Here is a 21247-nt window from a genome sequence, read left to right as displayed (position 1 = left end):
AGCGGAAAGAACGGTTTGATCCGTTCAAGCTGCTCAGAGGAAAGATAGAAAAGTTGGCTCATTGCACCCTCCATGGACATAACCAACCAACTTTTCTACTTCTTGTAAATAATGAGTCCTGAGCCTAAGAGGTGGAATAATGAAATGTGTCGCCATGTCGCAACTAGGCGACAATCCATTTCAAACGATGTGTATCCTGTAAGCTACTTGCCTAAGTGCGCAATTCTCATCACATGCCGGTCCGTTCGCGTGGTTATCCGAGGTTCAGGCCCGGCCGCTCTTTTTCCCGCCGCCCCATTTGGCCCGAACCAACTCAATGGCCACCGGCAACACGGAAACAACAATTATAAGATAAACGATAATACTGAAATTCTCGCGCACCCAGGCGAGGTTGCCCAAAAAAAAGCCCGCGGACACGAGTCCGCCCACCCAGAGGATGCAGCCGGTAATATTGAAGAAAAAGAAGGTGGTGGGGTGCATCAGGGCGATACCGGCCACAAAGGGCGCGAAGGTGCGCACAACGGGCACGAAGCGCGCCAGCACAATGGCCTTGCCGCCATGACGCTCATAAAAATGGTGGGCTTTGAGCAGATGTTCTTTCTTGATGAAGCGGTTTTCACGGGCGAAGATGGCTGGTCCCACATGCCGCCCGATGCAGTAGTTCGCGGCATCGCCCAGAATGCCGGCGGCCAGCAGCACCAGCATGATTTCGCCGTAGCCCATGAGGCCCGCGCCCGCCACCACGCCGGAAGCGAAAAGCAGAGAATCCCCAGGCAGAAAAGGGGTGACCACCAAGCCGGTTTCGCAGAAAACAATGACAAACAGAATGGCATAAACCCAGAGCCCGTACTGCTCCACCAGTTCAAACAAATGAACGTCGATGTGCAGCACAAAATCCAGAAAATAACTGATCATTTCCATCCGGGAGGTTCTCCTTGCGCGCCGGGTTTCACAGCGGTCGACCCCGCGCTCCGGCCCGACCCTTGTACCGCAAGCCGGCTTATGGCACAACAACGGCCATGCCCATACGCCGCCTCGTTTTCATTCTGCTGCTTTTGTTCCAGGTCTTTGTTCCGGCCCGCGTTGCCGTGGCGGCCGACTCCTACCAGGTGGGCTTTCGCACGCTGGGACAATGGTCGGCGGACACCAACCTGCGCCTGGACGTGAATATCTGGTATCCCAGCATCCGCCCCCCGCGCGAACTTAACTACGCGCCCTGGACTATTACCGCGGCGCGCAACGGCAAAGCCGTGGAAGGACGCTTTCCGCTTCTGCTGCTGTCCCATGCTTCGCCGGGCACGCGCTTTTCCTACCATGACACCGCCGCCAGGCTGGCTTCCTATGGATTTGTGGTGGCAGCGCCCACGCATGCCCAGGACTGCATGGATGACATGAGCCTGCTCTTCACCTGGCGGCAGTTGGAGAACCGGACCAAAGAGCTTTCAGGGGCCATCGACCTCCTGCTGAATGATCCGGAGCTTGCCGCCAGTATCGACAAAAATCGTATCGGTCTGCTGGGCTTCGGCGCCGGCGGCACCGCCGCGCTGCTGCTGGGCGGCGCCCTGCCCGACTGCATTTCCTGGCCGGACTATTGCGCCAAGGCCGGGCGGCAGGACATCTATTGCAACCGCTGGGCCAGAGACAGGGTGGACGCCGTCTGCCGGAGCCTGCCGCTGACGAAGAGCCTGGCCGATCCCCGCATCAAGGCGGTGGCCGCCGTGGCCCCCGGCTTCGGCATGCTGTTCAGCCCCGCCTCGTTCCGCTATTTCCATCCCCCGCTGCTGCTGATCGCCGCCGAGCGCGACGCCATGAACCGGCCCGGCCTGCACGCTGACGCCATCGCCCGGCTGATGAACGGCAAGGCCCGCTATATGAGCCTGCCGGACGCGGATACCGGCGCCCTGATGTCTCCCTGTCCGGAATCTCTCGCCGCCGAGTTGCCCGAACTTTGTCGTTCCGTCAGTCCGGAGGAGCGCAACGTCATACATCAGCGTATGGATGACGCGCTGAATGACTTTTTTCTGCATTTTCTGGGCAGCGGCAAAAATCTGCCTACAATTCCGCCGCCGCCGGATCTGACGCCGTCGCCTCAACCGCAGGCTCAACCCACCGCGCCCGCGCCGCGCCCCCGGCAGCGGCGCACCCGCTGAGCGCCTCACGCAGCCACACGAGCCGCTTGACAAGGCTAGTGCGAACCACTAGCCTCACACCGTACATAGAAGTTTTCAGAGTCCGTTTCACGTTAAAAAACCGGCTTGCGGACTTCTCTACTCCCCCCGACCGGCTCCGGGACGGGCGCGGAAAAGACGCCTGACAAGGTCGGCTGTGATTTTATATAACAGCATGAAAAAATTAAGCATTTACATGCTATGCCTGCTGGCCCTGCTTTGCCCGCGTTTGTGTGCGGCGGGTTCGGTCGATGGCGCGGAAGCCCGCGACGGCTGGGTGACCATGCCCGCTGGAGCGCGGTCCGCATATATGGGCATTCATGGCGGCACCATGCCCGTCAGTCTGCTGGTGTCCGACGACGGCTCATCTCTGCTGACTTTCGTAGGGCGCACGGGCAATGATTTTCTGGAGGTGCTGCGGCGCACCGATGTGCGCATGCCCAGCCTGCTCAACGCCACAGCGGCGCGGAACAGTGCGGGCAGCAGGCCTTCGGACGGCGGCACGGTATTGATGGCGGGCAGCGCCGCAAGCAGTATGCCGGTGATTTATCTCACCGGAGAGGGTTTTGCGCGCGCTGCGCCTTCGCCGGGTCAACTCCAGCCCTTCGGCCTCTCTGACAAACCTCTCTCCATTGAAGGGCAGGTAGCCAAACCGACCCATCTTTCCCCGGTCAAACGATACCGTCTGTTTTTTCAGCCGCAGTATCTGCAACCTCGCCGCAGCCTGAACTAGCGGCGACATGCGCTGTCCGACGACAACTTTTTCTGTCCATAGCAAGAGTTAACTGTTTGATTTTTCATGCATATCGCATTACACATAAAAAATGTGGATTTTTATAAAAGGTTACATATAATCCACAGGAAATTAGACGCACAGGAGCGAAACTATGCCCCTTTCCACATATCAGGACGATATGGAAAAATTATACTCGGCACGCGTGGCGCATGTTTCGTCGGAGCCGACCCAGCTGCTGTTCTGTCAGGGCTTGAAATTTCTCATGGAACATACTGCGGATTTTGACGCTTGCGTGCCGGAGGGAAACCCCTTTTATCAGGAGTTCGTCAAGCTTCTGGGAACGGGTATCGCCGGCGACGAAGACTGCTTCAGTCTTTTTGAATGTCTGGCTATCTTTTTCCGGCTCAGGCAGCACGAAAATCCGGACCGCCCCCTGAGCGCCATCGAAAAGCAGGTTCTGTACCATTTTGAACATTGCGGCGAGTGGCAGCCGCAGGACAATACCCTGGTCAGTCTCTGGTATTGGTGGCGCATTCCGTCGCTGCCCGCGCATTAGGGGCTGGCAAGCAAATCAGCGGGAGCGGAGTCGTCACAGGTTGACGGGGGCACTTCCCGAGCGAAACGGCTGTCCCGCATCTTTCGTCACCAGGCGCATGCCCCGGCTAACCACTGGGGCATGCTTATTCTTCGCCGGTGATGCCGAACTCCACAGGCGTTTTTGTATAAAAAATGCGCAGTCCCTCAGTTGCGATACGGGCAAAGAGGCGTTCCGCCGCTTCGTCGCTGACGGCCATGGCTACTTCCACCGGCTGCCCGGTCAACTCGAAAAAACCGGCCCAGTGCAGCCTGCCGTCCCGTCCGTAGCCGCCTTGAGCCACGCTCATGGTCGCGCCGCTGATGCCGAGCAGTTTTGCCTCAGCCAGCAGCCACTCTGCAATGCTGCGCGTGCCGTGGCTACGGCCCTGCTGGGTGTAAAACGTCAGTTGCCAGCCTCGCATACCTCATCCTCCGCGCCGTTTCCGCAAGCGCTCATTCAGGCTCAGCCTCGTTAATGCGCCTGCTGCAAAGCAGCCTCTTTTTCCATGCAGCGGCGTTGTAAAGCGGAAATTGACCTCGCGGTATGCCAATACAGCTTCAGCCAGTTCCCGCTTTGCGCCTTGCCGACTGAAAAACTCAGCTTTTCGCTGTCGGCTGTTTAATGAGGGGTCGAGCCCAGGCAAATCGCTTCGAGAGCAGATTACCTTTGAAAAGCTGAGTGTTTTCAAAGGTTCATTCAGCCGAAAAAACACGGTTTTCGGCTGAATCCACGCCGCCTCGCGGCGCGCCGCACCGTGTACGGCGTCAGAGGATTTCAACTTTGAAATGCTCTGACATGTTGCCGTTTCAAAGTTGCAATGCTCAACGCCATACACCCCAGAAATATCGGATCAGGGCAAAGGTGCCCATGCCCAGGAACGTCATAAGCAAAGAACCGCAGACATGCAGCGCCACGGCTCCGCCGGCCCAGAGCAGCCGCCCCTGCTGGATCAGGGTCGCCACTTCCGCCGAGAAGGTGGAAAAAGTGGTCAGCGCGCCCAGAAAGCCGGTCACCACCAGCAGACGCCATTCCGCGCCCAGAAAAGGAAAAAAGGCGAACAGGCTGAGAGCCAGGCCGATAATATAGCCCCCCAGCCAATTGGCGGCCAGGGTGCCCAGAGGCACGGTCGGAAAGAGGGGGTTCAACGCCAGGCCGAGCAGCCAGCGCAGGACGGCTCCGGCCGACGCGCCCGCGCAGATGGCAAGCAGAGAAGAGATCATGGCCGGGTACCGCAGCGGAGTCCGGCCCCGGGTGGGGCCGGACTCCTGTGGATCAGAATTTAGAACACATTGGGATTGGCGGAGATAAGCACCCAGCAGATGATGCCCACCACAATGCCGTAGAGCATGAAGGGCCAGAAGGTGCGCTTGAGCACCTCGCCTTCACGGCCGGAGAGGCCCACCACGGCGCAGGCGGCCACGATGTTGTGCACGCAGATCATATTGCCCATGGCCCCGCCCACGCCCTGAGCGGCCACGATGATCTGGCGGGGCAGCTCCAGGGTGGCGGCCATGCCCCACTGGAATTCGCCGAACATCAGGTCGGAGACCGTGTTGGAGCCGGTAATGAACGCGCCGAGACCGCCCACAAACGCGGCCAACATGGGCCAGACGCTGCCGGCGGCGGCGGCCACGGCCTCAGCCAGGGCCAGAGGCATGGAGGGCGCGCCCACGGGGTTGGTGCCGGAACCGCGGAAGATGGACACCAGAGCCACGGCGAAGATCAGGGCGATGGTCGGGGACTTCATCTTGCGGAAGCTTTCGGCCCAGGCCTCCTTGACGGCCGAGCCGGGCATCTTGTGCAGCAGAATGGTCAACAGGGCCACCACGATGAAGAAGGTGCCGGGCACATAGAGGTAATCAATGCTGGCGCTGACGCCCTTGAATTCCAGGATGTCGGTGAAGCTCAGCTTCTGGGCGGAAAGCATGGCCTTGAGGCCCAGTTGCGGCACACGGGAAATCACCAGCAAAGCGCAAATGATCACATAGGGCAGCCAGGCCTGGAACTGGCTCATGTGAGCCTGGAATTCGGTCTTGGTATTCAAAGGCACGGTGCCGGACCAGGTAGGATCCCATTCACTGTGCGGGGCAAAACCCCAGACGTCCTTGGGCACGCAGAAGCCCTTCTTGGTTCCCCAGACCACCACGGCCAGGCCGAGCAGGCCGCCGAGCATGCTGGGGAACTCGGGGCCGAGCAGCCAAGCGCAGAGCAGATAGGGGATCAGGAAGCAGACCGCGGCGAACACGCAGTATTTCCAGGCCCGGAAACCGATGGACCAGGATTTTTCCGCGCCGAAGAAACGGGTCAGGAAGCCGAGCATGAAGATGGTCAGAATGATGGCCATGGGGGCGTGCATAAAGGTGGCCCACTCGCCCACAGCCTTACAGAAACCGTCATATGAGCTGAAAGGGAGGTTGGGATTGGCGGCCACGGCTTCGGCCACCGGTGTTTTCAAAAAGCCGAAACCCACGATGACCGGGGTGCCCACCGCGCCGAAGGTGACGGGCACGCTGTTGAACACAAGGCAGATGACCGCGGCCGCCATGGCCGGGAAGCCCAGGGCCAGCAGCAGGGGAGCGGCCAGGGCGGCCGGCGTGCCGAAGCCCGCCGCGCCTTCGATGAACGCGCCGAACATGAAGCCGATAATAATGGCCTGAAGACGCCGGTCACGGCTCACATTCTGCATGCCGTGCTGGATGGTCTCCATGCCGCCGCTTTTTTCAAGGGTGTACAAAATAAGAATGGCGCCGAAGACAATAATCAACACGCCCACGGCGACCACCACGCCCTGCAGGGAAAGCGCCAGCAGGTACTTGACATCCAGTTTCCAACCGATCAGGCCGCAGACCGCGCAGGCCAGCCAGGCCACGGGCATGGCCCGCGTGGCAGGCCAGCGCATGCCCACCATCAGGACAAGGGCCGCCACAATGGGGATGACCGCCAGTAATGCCAGCATTCCAATAGACATGAAGACCTCCCTACTTGGTTAACCGGGTCCGCGGGACAAGCCGTTTATCAGACTGAAAACGCCCGGCGTTTTCCCCAGGCCGGTCCCGCTCCCTCCGCGCCGGCACGCGGAGCAAGTACCTTTGATACCAGTTGTCCTTGAATAACGTAAAAGGCTATAACAAGGCAAGGGCGCGTCGCTTTTTTCTTTCTAACCGCGCGCTCTTCCTTGACGTTTTTTTGTGGAGGGGCGGCCCGGGCCGCCCCTCCACGGGGTTGTTTTTAAATTGCGGTCTTTTGCCCTTCCGGCAAGAAAAACCGATTTTTTGCGACGGGAGCGTACCCTTATGATGCCCGACCAGAGCAAAAAACGAGTTTGACGCAGCCGGAAGGCAAAAAAGCCAATGTAGAAGCAGCGCCTAACGTTTGAGGTTTTCAGCCAACAACTCGGCGATATGCTGCACCTTGACGTTCAGACCGGTTTTTTCCGCGCCGCCGCGCAACTGCATGACGCAGCCGGGGCAGTCCACCACCAGGCGGTCGGCGCGCGTCTCGCGGATGTTCTTCAGCTTGTTGCCCAGCAACTGGGCCGAGATTTCCGGGAACTTCATGGAATAGGTGCCGCCAAAGCCGCAGCAGACCTCTTCTTCTTCGCAGGGCACGTACTGGGCCGCGTCCGCGATAAGTTCGCGCGGGGCTTCCTTGACGCCCAGGCCGCGGCAGAGGTGGCAGGAGGCGTGGTAGGTGACCCTGTCGCCGGAATTGGTGAAGTCCTCGGCCTTGAGACCCAGCCTGTCGTGCACAAAGGAACTGAAGTCGATGACCTTGTCCGCGAAGATCTTGGCCTGGGTCAGGACGTCCGGCTCATCGGCCAGGATCTTCGGATAGACGTGCTTCAGGTGCGAGGCGCAACTGGCGCAAAGGGTGATGATGGCGTCATACTTGCCCACGGCGAAGGCCTGGACGTTCTGTTTGGCCACGTCAATGGAGGTTTTGCGCTGGCCCATCATTTCCAGGGGCAGGCCGCAGCAGGTCTGCTCCATGGGGAATTCCACAGCCACATTTTTGGCCGCCAGAATCTTCACGCAGGCTTCAAGCTGCTCGGGATAGACGAAATCCTGGGCGCAGCCGCTGAAGATGGCCACCCGCATGCTCGGGTTCTGGGCCTTGGGCGCGATTTCCGGCCAGCGGTCGCGGAAGGACTTGTTGGCAATGGCGGGCAGAGCCTTGAAGCCGTGCTTGCCCAGGAAAATGGCCGGCAGATGCCGCTGGAACTGGGTGCCGCCGGTAAAGGGCTTCTGGGCGTATTTGGCGAACTTGAGCAGGCTGTGGAAGAGCTTGCGGTTTTTCATCACCGAGGCCAGCAGGGCCGCCTGGGCGCCGCCGCCCTGCTCTTCCGTGACGCGGCTGCGGATCTCGCGGATCAGGCGCGGCAGGTCGATGCCGCCCGCGCAGACATTGGCGCAGGATTCGCAGCCCACGCAGTTCTGGCAAAGCACCTTGGCCTTGTCCTTGCCGTGGAAGAAATAGGTCAGGATCAGGCCGATGGCGCCGATGTAGATATAGCCCATCTTGTGGCCGCCCACCAGGCGGAACACCGGACAGACGTTGGCGCAGGCCCCGCAGCGCACGCAGCGGAAAATCTGCGAGAAGAGCGGGTCTTTGGCGATTTCGGTGCGGCCGTTGTCCAGAAAGACCACGTGCATGATCTTTTTGTTGCCCGGCGCGGCGGCGCAGGGACCGGCCCCGCACATCCAGGTCACATAAGAGGTCAGACGCTGGGCCGTGGCGTTGCGCGGCAGCACCAGAAGGGCCGTGAGGGCCTGGTCCAGGGTGGGAATCAGCTTGTCCAGACCCGCGATGGCCACATGCACGCGCGGCAGGGTGGTGACCATGCGGGCGTTGCCCTCATTGGTCACGGTGGACACGGCCCCGTTTTCGGCCACGGCGAAGTTGCAGCCGCTGATGCCCATGTCCGCCGCGATGAACTTGCGGCGCAACTGCACGCGGGCCACCTTGACCAGCTTCTGGACGTCCGAATCCTGCTTCTCGCCCGTGGCCTTGGTGAAGTCGTCGGCCACCTGGTAGCGCGAGAGGTGGATGGCGGGCATGACCATGTGCGACGGGCCTTCATGGCGCAGCTGGATGATCCATTCGCCCAGGTCCGTTTCATCCACGATCAGGCCCTCGGCCTCCAGCGCGGGATTGAGCTGGATTTCCTCGGCGGTCATGGATTTGGATTTGACCACCCGCTTGACGTCGTTTTCCTTGGCGATGCGGGCGATAATCTCGTTGGCTTCCTTGGCCGTGGCCGCGCGGTGCACGTGCACGCCGCGTTTTTCCGCCTGCTCCTTGAACTGCTGGTAGAGTTCTTCCATGTGCTGGCAGGCGTAGTCCTTGGCTTCGGCTATCTGGGCGATGAGGCCGCGCTCGTCCACTTCCTGGAAAACGGCTTCGCGGTTTGCCCGGTAGGACACGGCAAAGGTGTCCAGAGTGCGTCGCAGGAAGTCGTCCTGCAAGGCCTCGTCGATTTGCTTGCGGTAATCGGAAAGAGATTTGGGCGCTTCATGCATGGCCTCAGTCCTCCAGAAGAATGATGTGCAGTTCCAGCGGGCCGTGCACGCCCACGGCGCCCACCCGCTCAATGTCCGCGGTGCGGCTCGGGCCGGTGATCAGCGTGGTGTAAGTGGCGGGCGCGGCGTTCATGCGCTCGCGCAGAAGCTGGGCGATGGAAGGCAGATCGGGATAAATGTCGGATTTGCGCAGCAGGATGACGTGGATTTCGGAAATCATCCCGGCCAGACGCACGTCCTCGTTATCCGTGTTCATCAGGCAGGTGCCGCTGCCGGCCACACCCAGCTCGGCGCGGGACAGGCCCACGTCGATGCCGGCCAGGCGGTCGCGCAGGCCGTTGCGCAGGCAGGCGAAGCCTTTTTCCTCACAGGCCTTGGCCAGAGCGGCGAAATCCTCGTCGCCGAGGTCCGGCGCGGCCACGACGCGCTGCACGCGGGTGGGCACCTTGTTGGGGCCGAGCGGGCCTTTCTCCACGCCGGGTTCGTCGGCCAGCAGTTCGGCCGGGGCCTTGTTTTCACAGACGTCCACCACATATTGCAGGGCCGCCGCCATGGACGGCACTTCCTGCACCACGGCGTTGACGATGGCGGCTTTGGCGCTGAAGGCCTCTACCAGTTCCGGGTTCACAGGGGGCATACTTTACTCCTTTGAACGGCTTTGGTGCAGAGCGCGCGGACCGGGACGCCACGCGCCGTCCGGGACGGCGGAGCGCGACTCCCATTCCGCCGTCCCGGCCGGAGCGCGCGGCCCGGTCCGCGCGCGCCTACTTCAGGCTTTCTGCGTAGATTTCCACCGGATGCTTGACACGCACGGGATCATTATTGTGCGAAAGCACATCCTCAAGCTGCATCATGCAGGCCGGACAACCCGCCGCCACCACCTGCGCGCCCGTGGCAACCACGTTGTCGCGCTTGCGCTGGCCGATCCGGCGGGAATAGTCATAGTGAAAAAGGTTGAAGGAACCGCCGCAGCCGCAACAGCGGTCGGCCTCATCCATTTCCGTCAATGTGTAGCCGGGATTGGCCGCGATGACCGTACGCGGCTGCGCGCTCACACCCAGCGATTTCTTGAGGTGACAGGAGTCGTGATAGGTGACGGGCACGGCGTCGGCCGAGGCCGCCGCCGCTTCCACCTTGAGCACGTCCACCAGAAAGGCGTTGATGTCCAGGGTTTTTTCCGCCAGCTTTTCGGCCTGCTTCTGCTCCAGACTGCCCAGGCGTCCGGCGTAGCGCGGCCAGAGTTCCTTGATGGTGGAGGTGCAGGAACCGCAGGGGCTCAGCAGATAGTCGAAATCGCCCTTGCCGAGCACCTCGAGGTTGACCTTCATCTGTTTGATCATGCCCTCGGCGTCGCCGGAGGAAAGCGCGGGGATGCCGCAACAGGCCAGGCCCACGGGCATGAAGACAGCCACCTTGTGATGGCGCAGCACCTTGAGGCAGGCCTCGGCCATCTCCGTATACATTTTGTCGCCCAGACAGCCGGGGTAGAAGGCCACCTTCAGGCCGCCGGCCCGCCGGGGCTCGTCCAGCGCGCCATGCACGGCGTGCAGGGGCTTTTTGGCCAGGGGGCGGATGTGCCTGTCGCCCAGCATGAAGTTGAGCATGGGCGCGCAGACCGTTCCCTGCGCGTCGCCGGTTTTGCGGAAGATCAGGCCCTGCATGGGCGCGCCCACGCGCATGGCGAAGTTGAACAGGCCCGGTTTGGCCAGCAGGCTGCGGAAGACCATTTTCTTCACCGGGTGCAGGCCGATATAGGCGTTGACCAGCTCGCGCGCCTCCATGAAAACTTCCATGATTTTCACGCCCGGAGGGCAGGCGGCCTGACACGAGCCGCAGAGCAGGCAGCGGCCGAGCTTGTCGGCCAGGGCCTCGGGGTCTTTCAGCAGTTCGTGCGCCATGTTGTTGATCAGGAAAAGCTTGCCGCGCGCCACGTCGGCTTCCTTGCCGGAAGCCCCGAACATGGGGCAGACCGACTGGCACATGCCGCATTTCATGCAGGCGGTGATCCTGTCGTCCAGCGCCATGAGGCGCCGGGCCAATTCGTGCAGATTATCCATAAACTAAATCCCCACTAATTTAGTGGAATTGAGCAGTCCCTTGGGGTCCAGGGCGCGGCGCAGCCGCTGCGAGAACAGGATCGTGCCGCGCGAGGTTTCCTTCTCCATCCATTTGGATTTGGCCGTGCCGATGCCGTGCTCGCCCGAGAGGGTGCCCTGGAGCTTGATGGCCGTGTCGAACATTTCGTCGATGGCCGCCTCCACCCGCTTGAATTCCTCGGCGTCACGCTTGTCGCAGAGAAAGGTGGGGTGCAGGTTGCCGTCGCCGGCATGGCCGAACGTGCCCACCTCCACCTTGTATTTGGCGGCGATCTCGTTGACGGCCTTCATCATGGCCGGGATCTGCGAGCGGGGCACGGTGGCGTCTTCCAGCACGGTGGTGGGACGGCAGCGGGCCAGCACGGGCAGGGCCATGCGCCGGGCTTCCCAGAGTTTGAACTTTTCCGCCGCGTCCTTGGGCACATGCACGGCCACGGCCTTGTTTTCCTTGAGCACGCGTTCCACGGCCTCGGCGTCGTCCGCCACCTGGGCGGGATGGCCGTCCACCTCGATGAGCAGAATGGCCGCCGCGTCACGGGGCAGGCCCGCCTTGGTGAAGTCGTCCACGCGCACGATGGTGTTGTTGTCCAGAAATTCCAGGGTACAGGGCAGCACATGGGCCGCGATGATGCCCGCCACGGCCTCGGCGGCATTCTGCATGTCGTCGAAGACCGCCATCAGGGCCTTGGAGGCCTTGGGCGGCGGCACCAGTTTGAGGATGGCCTGGGAAATGATGCCCAGGGTGCCCTCGGACTGGATCAGCATGCCCGCCAGGTTGTAGCCGGTGACGCACTTCACCGTGCGCGAGCCGGTTTTGACGGTTTCGCCCGTGGCGTCGAAGAATTCGACGCCCATGAGGTAATCCTTGGTTACGCCGTACTTCAGGCCGCGCAGGCCGCCCGCGTTTTCAGCGATATTGCCCCCGATGGTGGACACGGCCTGGGAGCCCGGATCCGGCGGATAGAACAGATTTTTTTTGGCCACGGCGGCGGCGAAGTCGGCGGTGATCACGCCCGGCTCCACCACGGCGTAGAGGTCGTTGGAATTGATCTCCAGGATGCGGTTCAGGCCAGTGGTCAGCACCACCGCGGTGTCGCTGTGGTCCGGAATGGTGCCGCCGGACAGATTGGTGCCCGCGCCGCGTACGGTCATGGGGATGCCGTTGTCATAGAGTTTCTTGACGCAGAGGCCCAGTTGCTCGGTCGTGGTGGGCCGGAGCACCAGCGCCGGTATCACAGGTTCAAGCACCGCCGAGTCAAACGAATAACTCTGGAGGTCGGCATCGGAAGTGAATACGTTTTCCTTGCCGATCAGGTCTTCAAAATCTTTGATCAACGCCTGGCTTGCCATAGAGCCTCCTTGCACGCTCTCGCATCGTCTGGATTATGGGGAACGGACCGCGCGCGGTCGCGCCGGCCCGGAAAAGCCGTGAAACCCACACCCCGAAGGCGCGAATCAGCGCGCCAACACTTGGGATTCTTTGCACAATGTGACTGTATAGCCTGCTTTGTCATTTTTGCAAAGAGGACTTCCCAAAAAAGTACAGTGGTATCACAATCAGCATAACAACAGGTATCAATAGCTGAGCTGTCCGCTGAACCGGATATTTCCGGAAAACTCAGGGGCGCTCAATCCCGGCCAGACCGCAGATGAAGGCAAAGGCTCCGGCCTCCACGGGCTGCACTGAAAGACGGCTGCCCCGCTTCATCAATTCCATTCCGGCCAGTTCGGGCCAGGCGGCCAGATCCTTGCGGCTCAACGGCTGCGGCAGAGCGCGCCGCAGACGCACATCCACCATTTCCCAGATGGGTTTTTCCGGCGTGGCCTTGGGGTCAAAGTGCCGGTTTTCCGGGTCCAGGGCTGTGGCGTCCGGGTAAGCCGCCCGCACGACCTCCACAATGCCCACAATGGCGGGTTGCTGCCCGCTGTGATAAAAAAAGCCCAGATCCCCGACCCGCATGGCGCGCATGAAATTACGGGCCTGATAATTGCGGACTCCGTCCCATGAGGTGGTCCGGCCGGGAGCATTTTCCAGATCCTGCCAGGAAAAACAGCCGGGTTCCGTCTTGAAAAGCCAGTGACTCATACTTTACCCTTTTCATTAAAAATAATTATTCTCATTTGTATATGGAGCCGACCGGCCCGGCGTCAATGCCGCCATCCGTAAAAAAGCCGTCCGAAGACGGCTTTCATGCTTGCTCAAAAAAATTACGGGTTATTTTTTCACCACGCGCCGTTGCCAGACATAAAAATGCAGCAGGGCCATGCCGCCGTGGCCGATGAAATACACGATCAGCAACCAGGCGGCGCACTCATGCGCCGCGCGCCAGGCAGGCGCGGCGGACGAAGCGTCCCGCCACAGACAGAACCAGATCAGCCCTGAAAAGGCCGTGAGCAGCAATGCGCCCAGCCCCAGTCCCTGCACGGATGTGGCCAGACCGCCGGGCCTGGGGGCCACCATCCGGCCGCGCAGGCTTGCGGCCAGATCCTTGCGGATCTGGTCCACATCGCCCCAGAGATACGGAAAAAAATACTTCAGGCCGTGCCTGCCCAGACTGTATATGGCAAGAATCAGGCTCAGGGCGCACAGGCCCATGCCCGCCAGCAAATGGTACCAGGCCGTCACGGACGCCCCGTCCGGCGTGACCGCCATCAGCGCGCTGCTGCACAGCTGCAGAATGACGAAAAGAACCACCAGCGCGTGCAGCGCGCGCAGAAAAGGGGTTTGAAAAAAGCCCATGAACCGCCATAACAGCGCGGGCTGGGCTTTGATGCATGCTTGTATTTCCATGGTCGTCTCCCGGTGGTCCTCCCTCCGGGACGGCCGGACCGGGGTTCACCACTCCGGCCCGGCGGGCGCGTTCCGCTCTGTGCCCCGGAACGCGCGGCACCTGCTGACACTACATCCCCTCGGACGAGGACGCAACACCGGCACCCGGCTGAAATAAAAAACGAAGTTCGACAAAACCGGAGTCAAAGAAGGCAGTGCCGTCAGGCCCTAATGGCAGCGGATGCCGCTGAGCAAATGCGCCATCTTTTCCTTTTTGGTGCGCAGGTAGTCTTCGTTTTCCGAGCAGGCTTCGATTTCAATGGGCACGCGCTCCACAATCTCAATGCCGTAGCCCGAAAGCCCCACGATTTTCTTGGGGTTGTTGGTCAGCAGGCGGATTTTGCGGATGCCCAGATCCACCAGCATCTGCGCGCCGGTGCCGTAATCGCGCAAATCGTCGGGGAAGCCCAGCATGCGGTTGGCCTCCACCGTGTCGTAGCCCTGATCCTGCAAGGCATAGGCCCGGATCTTGTTGGCCAGGCCGATGCCGCGCCCTTCCTGACGCATGTAGAGCAGCGCGCCGCGCCCTTCCGTCTCGATCTGGCGCAGGGCCGCGCCAAGCTGGCCCCGGCAGTCGCAACGCAGGGACCCCAGCGCGTCGCCGGTCAGGCACTGGCTGTGCACGCGCACCAGAACAGGCTCCGGCCCGCTGATGTCGCCCTTGACCAGGGCCAGATGGGTGCCCGGCTCCATTTCGCTTTCGTAGGCGTAGACCGTGAAGTCGCCGTACAGGCTGGGCAGATGGGCGTGCGCGTCGCAACGCACTGACACCTGACCGCGCTCCAGACGGTAGCGGATGATGTCGCGCACCGCCGCGATCTTGATATTGTGCTCGGCAGAAAATTTCTCCAGATCCGGCATGCGGGCCATACTGCCGTCTTCGCGCATGATTTCGCAGATCACGGCCGCCGGTTTGAGACCGGCCAGCCGGGCCAGATCCACGCTGCCTTCAGTCTGGCCCGTACGCGCGAGCACGCCGCCCGCCTTGGCCCGGAGCGGAAAGACATGGCCGGGCGAAACAATATCTTCGGGCCGAACGTCGTCCGCCACGGCGGCCCTGATGGTGGCGGCGCGGTCCGCCGCCGAAATGCCCGTGGTAATGCCCTCGCGGGCCTCAATGGACACCGTGAAGTTGGTGCCGAAACGCGAACCGTTGCGCTGGGTCATCAATGGCAGTTGCAGGCGGTCGGTCAGTTCCGGGGCCAGGGGCAGACAGATCAGGCCGCGCCCGAAACGGGCCATGAAATTGATGGCTTCCGGCGTGACGTGCTCGGCGGCCATGGTCAGGTCGCCTTCGTTTTCACGGTCCTCGTCGTCCACCAGAATGACCATTTTGCCCTGCCGGATATCGGCGACGGCTTCTTCAACGCTGCACAAAGGCATGACTACTTCCTTTACAGTTACTGTGTGGCCGGAATGCGCTTGCGGCAAAGGTAGGGCGGGCGCGGGCTTCTGTCAACCGGAGGCGGGACGGCCCGCTACACCGCGCGCAGCCCCACCTCCGCCAGCAGCGCCGCCAGCGGCCTGCCCAGCAGAAACGGCAGCAACGCGGCGGGCACCCGCCCGCGCGTGACGCAGAGTTCGCGGAAGGCCGCGTCATAGCGGGCCATTTCCGCCAGTTCGACGCGGGCGGCTTCTTTCTCGTCGCCGGTGAGCAGGCCGGACGCCGTGATTTCCCCGGCTGCCGCCGCGCCGCGGGGCCGGAAGCCCAGAGCCGAGGCCAGAGCCAGCGCGCGGCCCGCCGGGCAAGCTTCGTCGTGGACTGTGATCAGTTCCAGACAGAGGGACGGCGCGACGGGCAGCAACGTTTCGTCCGCCAGGGTTTCCAGAACCGCGCGGCGGTCCAGACTTTGCCCGTGGGCCAGCATGTCCTCCAGAGGCGCGGTGTCCGCGCAGAACAGCACACGGCACTGCGCGGGACGGCGATCATAGATGCCGCAGCCCGCGCCGTCCCTGTAATACAGGCAGCGCCAGGGATGGCCGGACTCGCCCGTGCCCGCCAGCTTGAGCAGTTCCCCGTCCAGAGGCCGCAGCATGCCGAGCGCGTCGTCGCGCGCCCACTCACCGGCCCGCAGGCAGACCAGAGCCTCCAGCGGCAGCGCGCCCTGGCCCGGCAGGGGTGCGTCCTTACGCATCAGGGTCGGGCCGCCGCGCAGGCAGCATTGCCCGCAACGACGGCAGGAAAGATCGCTCATGCGTCGCCGGGCTTCCCCGGCACAGGCGCAAGGAACTTCGCCTGAATGAAGGCCTTGACTTCTTCCCAGGCATGGCGGCTTTCCGGCAGGGCGTCGCCGAAAATCTGAAAGACGTGAAACAGTCCGTAATAACGGGTCAGTGTGGCGTCCACGCCCGCCTCCACGGCGTGCCGATAGACGATCTCGGAATCGCTTTCCAGAATTTCGTCCGTGCCCACCTGGATCAGCATGGGCGGAAAACCCTTGTAGGCGGCGAAGACCGGCGAAAGGTAGGGATTTTTGGGATCAGTCGCGCCCACGTAGCTGAGGATGAAGGGCAGGGTCTTGGGCATGACGCCGTCCTTGGGCGGCATGTATTCGGGATTGTTGCCGAAAATGGGATCAATGGACGCGTTCTTAAGGTGTGATTCGCCCGAGCCGGTCATATCCGTCCACGGCGACATGCAGACCAGAGCGCGGGGCAGAGGCCTGCCCATGTCACGCAGCTTGAGGGTCAGGGCCAGGGTCAGATTGCCGCCCGCGCTGTCCCCCACCACCAGAATATTCCAGGGCTTGTAGCCTTGGGCCAGCAGCCGGTTCCAGGCGTCCAGGGCGTCATCCAGGGCCGCCGGAAAAACGTGCTCCGGGGCCAGACGGTAGTCCGGGCAGAACACGTCGGCGTCACCAGCCATGCGCGAATAGCGCACGGCCATGCTCCGGTAGATGTTGGAAAGCTTCAGTATATAGGCCCCGCCGTGCAGCAGCAGAACGGCCTTTTCATGCGGCTCGCCGTCCTTGCGCAAAAGTTCGGCATTGCAGTTCCTGAGCGCCACGCGCGTATTCGTATAGCCTTGGGGCGCTTTCCAGGCCGACTCGCTGTTGACGTATTTGCGCGCCGCGCGCAGGAAGTCGTCGCCCTTGAGACCGGGCGCATGCAGCAAAAGACGCAGGCCGTCGCGCACCACGCCGGACTGCACGGAAAGTCTGGGGCCGGCGGCATTGAAATAACGCGTGCTGTCCGCAGCTCCGGCCGGGGCGGCGCAGAGCAGCGCCAGCAGAAAAGAGCAGATTTTCTTCATTCAATCCTTCTCCCGTGGCGCGGGTTACGCGCCGGAATGTTCAAGGGACTGTTTCTAAATTGAGAAATTTTGGCTTTCCGGCAAGGAACACGAATTTTTTGCGAAGGGAGTGTACTCTTATGGTACTCGACCGGAGCAAAAAACGAGTTTGACGCAGCTGGAAGTCAAAAGAGCCAATTTAGGGACAGACCCTCGTTTTCGCGTCACCGTCATGAAACCTCCCCCCATAGCTGCGGTTCAGCCGCCGGGAGAATTTTTCCATGTAATAGTAATACACCGGCGTGATGTAGAGGGTCACGATCTGCGAGAAGCACAGGCCGCCCACCACGGCCAGGCCCAGAGGCCGCCGGGCCTCGGCCCCGGCTCCGATGCCGATGGCGATGGGCAGCGCGCCCATGAGCGCGGCCATGGTGGTCATCATAATGGGCCGGAAGCGCACGTGGCAGCCTTCGGTGATGGCGGCCAGCGGCGTGATGGAGGGGTCGCGGTGCTGGGCCTCCAGCGCGAAGTCCAGCATCATGATGGCGTTTTTCTTGACGATGCCCAGCAGCATGATCACGCCCACAAAACCGTAGAGGTCCAGCTCCAGCCCGAACAGCCAGAGCGTGGCCAGCGCCCCGAAACCCGCCGAGGGCAGGCCGGACAGAATGGTCAGGGGATGGATGAAACTTTCATACAGAATGCCCAGCACCAGATAGATGACCACAATGGCCAGGATCAGCAGCCAGCCCATGCCCTTGAGGGAGTTCTGGAAGGCCTGGGCCGTGCCCTGGGATTCGGCGGTCACCGAATCGGGCAGCAGGGGACGGGCCGTGGCTTCCACGGCTCCCACGCCCTGGCTCAGGGCCACGCCGGGCCGCAGATTGTAGGAGATGGTCACGGCCGGGAACTGGCCGTTGTGGTTCACCGCGATGGGGCCCACGCCGGGCGAGAGTTTGGCCAGGGTGTCCAGCGGCACCAGCTCCCCGTCCTTGGAGCGCACGTAGAGGCGGGACAGGGCCGAACTGTCCTGCTGGAAGCGCTTCTGCAATTCCACAAAGACCTTGTAGTCGTTGGTGGGCGCGTAAATGGTGGAAATTTCACGCGAGCCGTAGGCCGACTGCAGGGCCAGTTCGATCTGCTGCGGGCTGACGCCCAGGGCCGCCGCCCGGTTGCGGTCGATGGTCACGCGCAGCTCGGGATTCTTGAGCTGCAGATCGCTGTTCACGTCCTGAATCTGGGGCAGCTTGCGCAGGGCTTCCTCCACTTTCTGGGCGCTGTCGTAGAGGGCCTCCATGTCCGGCCCGGACAGGGTATACTGGTAGAGCGCCTTGGAGGAGCGCCCGCCGATGTTGATGGCCGGGGGCACGCGCACGAAAATCCGCATGGCCGGGGAGGTGTTCAGTTCCCGCCGCAGGCGCTGGGCCACGGTTTCGATGTTCGGACGCTGGTTGTGGGGCTTGAGATGCATGAGCAGGATGCCGTTGTTCATGCTCTGGCTGGAACCCACAATGCCCACCACGGAGTTGAACATGGAGACGTGCGGCTGTTTTTCCAGCAGGGGGTCCAGGGCGTGCTGGGCCTCCACCATGCCCTGGAAGGAAACGCCCTGCTCCGCCTCGGTGCTGGCCACCAGAAAGCCCATGTCCTCGGCGGGCAGAAAGCCCTTGGGCATGACCACGCCCAGCCAGACGGTCAGGCCCAGCAGGGCCAGAGAGGCGCAGAGCGCGGCCAGGCGATGGTGCAGCACGTAATCCAGGGATGTGGCGTAGCCCGCCGCCAGCCGGTCGAACATGCGCTCCAGCAGGCCGTACACGCCTTCATACCCGGCCTTGTGCTTCTGTCCGGCTTTCAGAAAGTAGGCGCAGAGCATGGGCGTCAGCGTCAGCGAGACCACGCCGGAACAGAGGATGGCCGTGATGATGACCACCGCGAACTCGCGGAACAGCCGCCCCACGATGCCGCCCATGAAAAGCACGGGAATGAACACGGCGGCCAGGGAAATGGTCATGGAGACAATGGTGAAGCCGATTTCCGCCGAGCCGTCATAGGCGGCCGTGAGCGGGTCCTTGCCCATTTCCTGGTGGCGGACGATGTTTTCCAGCATGACGATGGCGTCGTCCACCACAAAGCCCACGGCCAAAGTCAGGGCCATGAGCGAGAGGTTGTCCAGGCTGTAGCCCAGCACGGCCATGACCGCGAAGGTGGAGATCACCGACATGGGCAGGGCCAGGCTGGGGATGACTGTGGCGGGCAGGTTGCGCAGAAAAATGAAGATAACCAGCACCACCAGAAATACCGTGAGAATCAGGGTGAACTTCACGTCGGCCACGGATTCGCGGATGGATTCCGAGCGGTCGTAAAAGATGTCCACCTTGACCGAGGGCGGCAACTGGCGCTCCAGGCCGGGCAGCAGCTTTTTGATGGCGTCCACCACCTGCACGGTATTGGTGCCGGGCTGGCGCTCCACGGCCAGGGTGATGCTGGGCGCGCCGCCGTTGCTCCAGGAGATCTGCTTGTCCTGCTGCTCGCTGTCCACCACCGTGCCCAGGTCGCGCAGGCGCACGGGCGCGCCGTTGCGGTAGGCCACCACCGTGTCCCGGAAAGCCCGCGCGTTGAGCAGCTGGCCCGAGGATTTGATGGAGCTTGCCCGCTGCGCGCCCTCCAGGGAGCCGGTGGGCAGCATGGAGTTGGCGGCGGCCACGGCGTCGGCCACCTCGTCGATGCCCAGCCCGCGCGTGGCCAGCTCGTCCGGGTCCAGCTGCACGCGCACGGCGTATTTTTTCTGGCCGTAGATGACGACCTGGGCCACGCCCTCCACCATGGACAGACGCTGGCCGATGAGCGTATCGGCGTATTCGTTGAGCTGGTACAGGGGCAGGGTGGGCGAGGAAACCCGCAGGTAGAGAATGGGCATATCCGCCGGGTTGACCTTGCGGAAGCTGGGCGGCGTGGTCATGCTGGTGGGCAGGCGGCGCTGGGCCAGACCGATGGCCGACTGCACGTCCAGTGCCGCCGCGTCGATATTCCTGTCCAGGGCGAACTGGATGGTGATGCGGGTGCGGCCCACGGCATTGACCGAAGAAATGGAATCAATGCCCGCAATGGTGAAAAATTCCTTTTCCAGCGGTGTGGCCACGGAGGCGGCCATGGTCTCCGGGTCCGCCCCGGACAGGTCGGCCATGACCTGGATGGTGGGAAAGTCCACGTTGGGCAGTTGGTTGACCGGCAGGGACATATAGCCCGTGGCGCCGAAAAAGAGCATGCCCAGCATGATCAGGGCGGTGGCGACCGGGCGTCGGATGAAGACGGCGGCGATATTCATGGTGTGAGTATGCTAAGACATGAGCTGACGCACAAGCAAAAAAACGCCCAGGGCGCTGCAAAGCACGCCGATGATCCGGCGCAGCAGCCAGGCCGGGATGCGCCGCACCACGGCCACGCCGCCGAAAAAGCCCGCCACTTCCAAGAGGCAGAGCATGGGCAGCAGGCTGAAATCCACATGGCCGCCGCTCCAGTTGCCCACCGTGCCGGAAAGGGCCGTGGCCGCCTGATAGGGCATGGACAGGGCCACGGCAGCCACGGGCGGGAAGCCCGCCACCACCATCCAGGGGATGGAGAGCACCGGCCCGCCCGCGCCCGTGAGCCCGGCCAGCAGGCCGGTAACAGCCCCGATCAGAAAAACGCCGTTGCGGCCCTGCCAGAAGAGATTGCCGCCCGCGCCCACACGGGGCGGCCGGAAAGCGCAAAAACCCGCGAAGATAACCAGCAGGGCCAGCAGCAGGATCAGCGGCCCGCCCGGCACATGTGCGTTGAGCAGCGCGCCGGGCCCGGCGGTGATCAGTCCCCCCAGCACATAGGGCACGGCCTTGGCCGGGTCCAGATGGCCCAGGCGGTGGTACAGCCAGGTGCCCACCAGACTCAGAGGCAGAAAGGAGGCCAGAGCCGTGCCCATGGCCGTATGGGTGCCAAGTCCGCTCAAAAGAATCAGGGCCGGGGGAATCAGAATGCCGCCTACGCCCGTGACGCCCACCAGAAAACCCACCACCAGGCAGGTGAGGTACAAAGCCGCCAGAACCATGAAACACC

General features: G+C 62.4%; 19 protein-coding genes. 3 read left to right on the top strand and 16 right to left on the bottom strand.

The window, feature by feature from the left end; translation table 11 throughout:
• Positions 1-264 precede the first annotated feature (264 nt).
• Positions 265-921, bottom strand: coding sequence for a DedA family protein (locus FYJ44_RS09965; protein ID WP_154511668.1), 657 nt, complete (start codon positions 919-921; stop codon positions 265-267).
• A gap of 98 nt (positions 922-1019) precedes the next feature.
• On the opposite strand from FYJ44_RS09965, the gene FYJ44_RS09960 reads away from it, so the two are divergent.
• The 3 genes from FYJ44_RS09960 (at position 1020) to FYJ44_RS09950 (ending at position 3460) form a co-directional block, all read left to right on the top strand.
• Positions 1020-2150, top strand: coding sequence for an alpha/beta hydrolase family protein (locus tag FYJ44_RS09960; protein ID WP_154511666.1), 1131 nt, complete (start codon positions 1020-1022; stop codon positions 2148-2150).
• Positions 2151-2343: 193 nt separating this feature from the next.
• Positions 2344-2901, top strand: a complete 558-nt coding sequence (locus FYJ44_RS09955; RefSeq protein WP_154511664.1) for a hypothetical protein — start codon at positions 2344-2346, stop codon at positions 2899-2901.
• A 154-nt stretch (positions 2902-3055) separates the two neighbouring features.
• A complete protein-coding gene (locus FYJ44_RS09950) occupies positions 3056-3460 on the top strand; it encodes a hypothetical protein (protein WP_154511662.1) in 405 nt (134 codons plus the stop codon).
• A 124-nt stretch (positions 3461-3584) separates the two neighbouring features.
• Here FYJ44_RS09950 and FYJ44_RS09945 read toward each other — a convergent pair whose 3' ends face one another.
• From FYJ44_RS09945 to FYJ44_RS09875, 15 genes are all read right to left on the bottom strand, one after another.
• Positions 3585-3902, bottom strand: coding sequence for a DUF190 domain-containing protein (locus FYJ44_RS09945; RefSeq protein ID WP_154511660.1), 318 nt, complete (start codon positions 3900-3902; stop codon positions 3585-3587).
• A gap of 3 nt (positions 3903-3905) precedes the next feature.
• On the bottom strand, positions 3906-4259 hold the full coding sequence (locus FYJ44_RS09940; protein WP_154511658.1) for a hypothetical protein: 354 nt from the start codon (positions 4257-4259) through the stop codon (positions 3906-3908).
• 43 nt (positions 4260-4302) lie between these two features.
• Positions 4303-4701, bottom strand: coding sequence for a fluoride efflux transporter CrcB (gene crcB, locus FYJ44_RS09935; RefSeq protein WP_154511656.1), 399 nt, complete (start codon positions 4699-4701; stop codon positions 4303-4305).
• A gap of 59 nt (positions 4702-4760) precedes the next feature.
• Entirely contained in the window at positions 4761-6449 is a 1689-nt protein-coding gene (locus tag FYJ44_RS09930; RefSeq protein WP_154511654.1) for an L-lactate permease, read from the bottom strand.
• Between the two features lie 397 nt (positions 6450-6846).
• Positions 6847-9000 carry an L-lactate dehydrogenase (quinone) large subunit LdhH gene (gene ldhH, locus FYJ44_RS09925; RefSeq protein WP_154511652.1) on the bottom strand — a complete coding sequence of 718 codons (2154 nt, stop codon included), beginning with the start codon at positions 8998-9000 and terminating at the stop codon, positions 6847-6849.
• 4 nt (positions 9001-9004) lie between these two features.
• Positions 9005-9637, bottom strand: coding sequence for a LutC/YkgG family protein (locus tag FYJ44_RS09920; RefSeq protein ID WP_154511650.1), 633 nt, complete (start codon positions 9635-9637; stop codon positions 9005-9007).
• Between the two features lie 127 nt (positions 9638-9764).
• Positions 9765-11057, bottom strand: coding sequence for a (Fe-S)-binding protein (locus tag FYJ44_RS09915; protein ID WP_154511648.1), 1293 nt, complete (start codon positions 11055-11057; stop codon positions 9765-9767).
• Positions 11058-11060: 3 nt separating this feature from the next.
• Entirely contained in the window at positions 11061-12446 is a 1386-nt protein-coding gene (locus FYJ44_RS09910; RefSeq protein ID WP_154511646.1) for an FAD-binding oxidoreductase, read from the bottom strand.
• A 268-nt stretch (positions 12447-12714) separates the two neighbouring features.
• Positions 12715-13182, bottom strand: a complete 468-nt coding sequence (locus FYJ44_RS09905) for an EVE domain-containing protein (protein WP_154511644.1) — start codon at positions 13180-13182, stop codon at positions 12715-12717.
• A gap of 129 nt (positions 13183-13311) precedes the next feature.
• The gene (locus tag FYJ44_RS09900; protein ID WP_154511642.1) at positions 13312-13887 is read right to left on the bottom strand and encodes a cytochrome b/b6 domain-containing protein; all 576 of its coding nucleotides are present in this window, start codon (positions 13885-13887) and stop codon (positions 13312-13314) included.
• 207 nt (positions 13888-14094) lie between these two features.
• Positions 14095-15309, bottom strand: a complete 1215-nt coding sequence (locus tag FYJ44_RS09895) for a bifunctional 3,4-dihydroxy-2-butanone-4-phosphate synthase/GTP cyclohydrolase II (RefSeq protein WP_154511640.1) — start codon at positions 15307-15309, stop codon at positions 14095-14097.
• Positions 15310-15404: 95 nt separating this feature from the next.
• The gene (locus tag FYJ44_RS09890; protein WP_154511638.1) at positions 15405-16121 is read right to left on the bottom strand and encodes a YkgJ family cysteine cluster protein; all 717 of its coding nucleotides are present in this window, start codon (positions 16119-16121) and stop codon (positions 15405-15407) included.
• On the bottom strand, positions 16118-17179 hold the full coding sequence (locus FYJ44_RS09885) for an alpha/beta hydrolase (RefSeq protein ID WP_154511636.1): 1062 nt from the start codon (positions 17177-17179) through the stop codon (positions 16118-16120). The genes FYJ44_RS09890 and FYJ44_RS09885 overlap by 4 nt, the downstream gene beginning before the upstream one ends.
• Before the next feature lie 178 nt (positions 17180-17357).
• Positions 17358-20483 carry an efflux RND transporter permease subunit gene (locus FYJ44_RS09880; RefSeq protein ID WP_154511634.1) on the bottom strand — a complete coding sequence of 1042 codons (3126 nt, stop codon included), beginning with the start codon at positions 20481-20483 and terminating at the stop codon, positions 17358-17360.
• A 12-nt stretch (positions 20484-20495) separates the two neighbouring features.
• Entirely contained in the window at positions 20496-21239 is a 744-nt protein-coding gene (locus tag FYJ44_RS09875; RefSeq protein WP_154511632.1) for a sulfite exporter TauE/SafE family protein, read from the bottom strand.
• Positions 21240-21247 lie beyond the last annotated feature (8 nt).

Source organism: Desulfovibrio porci (genome assembly GCF_009696265.1).
In the GTDB taxonomy this organism is placed as follows: domain Bacteria; phylum Desulfobacterota; class Desulfovibrionia; order Desulfovibrionales; family Desulfovibrionaceae; genus Desulfovibrio; species Desulfovibrio porci.
The sequence above is the reverse complement of the archived record's forward strand: the minus strand, read 5'-3'. Positions and strand labels throughout refer to the sequence as shown.

Bases quoted from the DNA above. Each gene is read 5' to 3' on its own strand.
- FYJ44_RS09945 (WP_154511660.1), bottom strand. From the start codon at position 3,902: ATGCGAGGCTGGCAACTGACGTTTTACACCCAGCAGGGCCGTAGCCAC.
- FYJ44_RS09920 (WP_154511650.1), bottom strand. From the start codon at position 9,637: ATGCCCCCTGTGAACCCGGAACTGGTAGAGGCCTTCAGCGCCAAAGCC.
- FYJ44_RS09930 (WP_154511654.1), bottom strand. From the start codon at position 6,449: ATGTCTATTGGAATGCTGGCATTACTGGCGGTCATCCCCATTGTGGCG.
- FYJ44_RS09880 (WP_154511634.1), bottom strand. From the start codon at position 20,483: ATGAATATCGCCGCCGTCTTCATCCGACGCCCGGTCGCCACCGCCCTG.
- FYJ44_RS09965 (WP_154511668.1), bottom strand. From the start codon at position 921: ATGGAAATGATCAGTTATTTTCTGGATTTTGTGCTGCACATCGACGTT.
- FYJ44_RS09900 (WP_154511642.1), bottom strand. From the start codon at position 13,887: ATGGAAATACAAGCATGCATCAAAGCCCAGCCCGCGCTGTTATGGCGG.
- crcB (WP_154511656.1), bottom strand. From the start codon at position 4,701: ATGATCTCTTCTCTGCTTGCCATCTGCGCGGGCGCGTCGGCCGGAGCC.
- FYJ44_RS09960 (WP_154511666.1), top strand. From the start codon at position 1,020: ATGCCCATACGCCGCCTCGTTTTCATTCTGCTGCTTTTGTTCCAGGTC.
- FYJ44_RS09890 (WP_154511638.1), bottom strand. From the start codon at position 16,121: ATGAGCGATCTTTCCTGCCGTCGTTGCGGGCAATGCTGCCTGCGCGGC.
- FYJ44_RS09905 (WP_154511644.1), bottom strand. From the start codon at position 13,182: ATGAGTCACTGGCTTTTCAAGACGGAACCCGGCTGTTTTTCCTGGCAG.
- FYJ44_RS09910 (WP_154511646.1), bottom strand. From the start codon at position 12,446: ATGGCAAGCCAGGCGTTGATCAAAGATTTTGAAGACCTGATCGGCAAG.
- FYJ44_RS09895 (WP_154511640.1), bottom strand. From the start codon at position 15,309: ATGCCTTTGTGCAGCGTTGAAGAAGCCGTCGCCGATATCCGGCAGGGC.
- FYJ44_RS09915 (WP_154511648.1), bottom strand. From the start codon at position 11,057: ATGGATAATCTGCACGAATTGGCCCGGCGCCTCATGGCGCTGGACGAC.
- FYJ44_RS09950 (WP_154511662.1), top strand. From the start codon at position 3,056: ATGCCCCTTTCCACATATCAGGACGATATGGAAAAATTATACTCGGCA.
- FYJ44_RS09955 (WP_154511664.1), top strand. From the start codon at position 2,344: ATGAAAAAATTAAGCATTTACATGCTATGCCTGCTGGCCCTGCTTTGC.
- ldhH (WP_154511652.1), bottom strand. From the start codon at position 9,000: ATGCATGAAGCGCCCAAATCTCTTTCCGATTACCGCAAGCAAATCGAC.
- FYJ44_RS09875 (WP_154511632.1), bottom strand. From the start codon at position 21,239: ATGGTTCTGGCGGCTTTGTACCTCACCTGCCTGGTGGTGGGTTTTCTG.
- FYJ44_RS09885 (WP_154511636.1), bottom strand. From the start codon at position 17,179: ATGAAGAAAATCTGCTCTTTTCTGCTGGCGCTGCTCTGCGCCGCCCCG.